Origin of the sequence: Ferrimonas aestuarii, from assembly GCF_005116665.1 — a bacterium.
GTDB lineage: Bacteria > Pseudomonadota > Gammaproteobacteria > Enterobacterales > Shewanellaceae > Ferrimonas > Ferrimonas aestuarii.
In genome coordinates, this window is record NZ_SWCJ01000034.1 from 1 (window position 1) to 2,621 (window position 2,621).

The window sequence follows — 2,621 nt, forward strand, 5'->3', positions numbered from 1 at the left end:
GGGCTTTTTTCATTTCTAGCGTTTGAAAATAGCCAATACTCCTTTTCATAACCAATCCCGCTGAAGACGGATCTGCTTCTCTGAACCTGTCGTTATCGCTCAACCTCGAAACCGCCTCTCTGACGCATGTCAGAGCCCAGCGTCCTTGACGAGTTGTCAGCATCAACAAACATTTGAGCTCGATGACATTTAATAAGAAATGTCACTGGATACCGGCGTTCGCCGGCAAAGCGTTGGGTGGGATGGTTGGCTGCTGAAAGCCCTAAATTATCTGCTGAACTTACCGCCATCACCTAAACCCCAAAACTACTTCTCTGAACCTGCCGTTATCGATCAACCTCGATACCGCCTCTCTGACGAACGTAAGAGTCCAGTGTCCTTGTGCACTAGCAAATATCTGAACCGAAGCGATTGAATAGGAAAAGCCCTGGGTACCGGCGTTCGCCGGCAAAGTGTTGGTTGGGATGGTTAGTTACTGAAGGCCTAGAATAATCGACTGAGCTTACTGCGAGCGCAAAAATCCGATACCGCCTCTCTGAAGAATGTGAGAGTCGTAACGGGAGATAAATAAAAGGGAGGCGAACCTCCCTTTTATCTTTGTCATAGAGATGGGTTACTGGTGATTGATATCGGTAGCGACTCGATTACCTGATCGGCCAAACCGGTACCCGCAGCCTGATAGATGTTGTACACACTGTGAACGCCCATCTCTTTGAGTGCTTCCTCTTCGTCGGCATAACGAACGATTGCGGTTACTCTACCTCGGTAAGCGCTTTCACCAATAAGCTGTGCAGTATGCAAATTACCGTGGTGGGAAGGCATTGCCAGTACAATGAGATCGATAGAGCCACTTGGCACCAATTTATCCCAAAAGTCAGAGTCGGTACCATCACCGATAACCGCCTTTCGATTTTCACTTAGATGACGGTCGATGATCTCCTGCTTGTGATCAATACCAAGGATCACATCACCATAGGTATCTTTAAGAGTGTCATAGGCCGAAGAACCGATCCGTCCCATACCGAAGATGACAACCCTTGGCTTACCAATGTCGATAGGCTGATCTTCAATATGAAGTGGACTTCTCTGAAGCTTAGACAGCTTGGAGCCTAATAAAAATTGGTAGATTTTTTCCGAAATACGAGTCAATGGCGCAGCCAGCAAGAAACTGAATGCAACGGTTAGTGCGATTATGCGTATCCAGCTGTTGTCGAGTGCCCCGGTGGCAATTGCTGCAGTCATGACAATTAATCCGAACTCACTAAAATTACCTAAAGTGATGGTCGACATAACAGAGCTGCGCAATCTGAAGCGGTACAGACTGAGTATTAGAAGGAACAGCGCCATCTTAATAGGCAAGATCAACATCAATGACAACGCGGTTATGAGCTCCGCACCGCTCGGAATTCCTTGCTGACCAATGGTTAAGAAGAAAGCTACTAGGAACAGCTCTTTGAATAGGAACAGAGATTTGGACAGCTCCGAGGATTTATGATGGCCCGCCAATAGGATGCCAAGAATCAACGCGCCCAAATCGGGTTTCAGCCCAACGGCTTCAAACAGCGCTGCGCCAGGGACTAACGCCATTGCGAGTCCGAATAGCACCAGCATCTCACCATGGCCACACTTTGCCATCAATCTATAAAGAAGCGGGCGAAGCAGAGGAAGGCCAAGTAAAAGCAATGCCCAAGGTGAAGGCATAACCCCTTTGCTCAACGTCAGGTAAATAACGGCAAAGATATCCTGCATAATCAGAATACCAATTGCCGTGCGACCATAAAGGGATTGGGTGTCACCACTCTCTTCAAGTGATTTAATGGCAAAGACGGTACTGGAGAAACTTAAGGCGAAACTTAGGATTAGTATCTGTTCCGTATCGATCTGACTGAATAGGCCAATGCCAGCGAACGAAAACAGTTTAATGATGGCTGCAGCAATCAACACCGAACTTGCTGAATGCAATGAAGCCCCGCCCCAAACTTCCCCCTTTACCAGACTGGACAGATCCAGTTTGAGCCCAATGGCGAACAGAAGCAGTAATACGCCAAGGTCGGCAATGGGAGTGAGGAAATCGAGTTGTTCGACACCCATAGCATAAAGTGCAAACCCTGCAGACAGATATCCAATTAAAGGGGGTAAACCGATCTGAGAGGCACCAATTGCCAGTATTAAAGGGATGAGCAGAAGTAGCGGATCCATCTTAACCTTCTGTTTAATTGACTATGTCGACAGTGTATCTGTTTTTACCTCAGCAGGCTTTGAAGTGACCGAAAATATTGATTGTCTGAATTTCCTGTGGATAACTCTGTGATCATTTTGTGTGGTGGCTGGAGATATAAGCAACCGTGCGATTTCTTTTAAAAAAAGGCGATTTCTTGCTTGCGTAATCCCGAGGCCTCCCTATAATGCGCTTCCTGTCGACGGGGCACAGCGACTTACCAAGTAAGACACTGAGCAACAATTCGACACTCGAAAAACTCTTTGAAAATAGGGGTTGACGAGAAAAGAGGAAAGCGTATTATACGCACCTCGCTTCGCTACTCAGTGAGTTAGCAAGCAAGCTCTTTAACAATTTGTCAGACAATCTGTGTGGGCACTCGCGCAGGATTGATATCTCATAT

Annotated in this window: 1 protein-coding gene; it reads right to left on the reverse strand. The window is 46.9% G+C overall.

The window, feature by feature from the left end:
- Positions 1-600: 600 nt before the first annotated feature.
- Complete coding sequence (locus FCL42_RS21445) at positions 601-2,199, reverse strand: cation:proton antiporter family protein (RefSeq protein ID WP_136865454.1); 1,599 nt, start codon at positions 2,197-2,199, stop codon at positions 601-603.
- Positions 2,200-2,621 lie beyond the last annotated feature (422 nt).

Coding starts and splice junctions, on each gene's coding strand:
- FCL42_RS21445 (WP_136865454.1), bottom strand. CDS start 2,199: ATGGATCCGCTACTTCTGCTCATCCCTTTAATACTGGCAATTGGTGCC.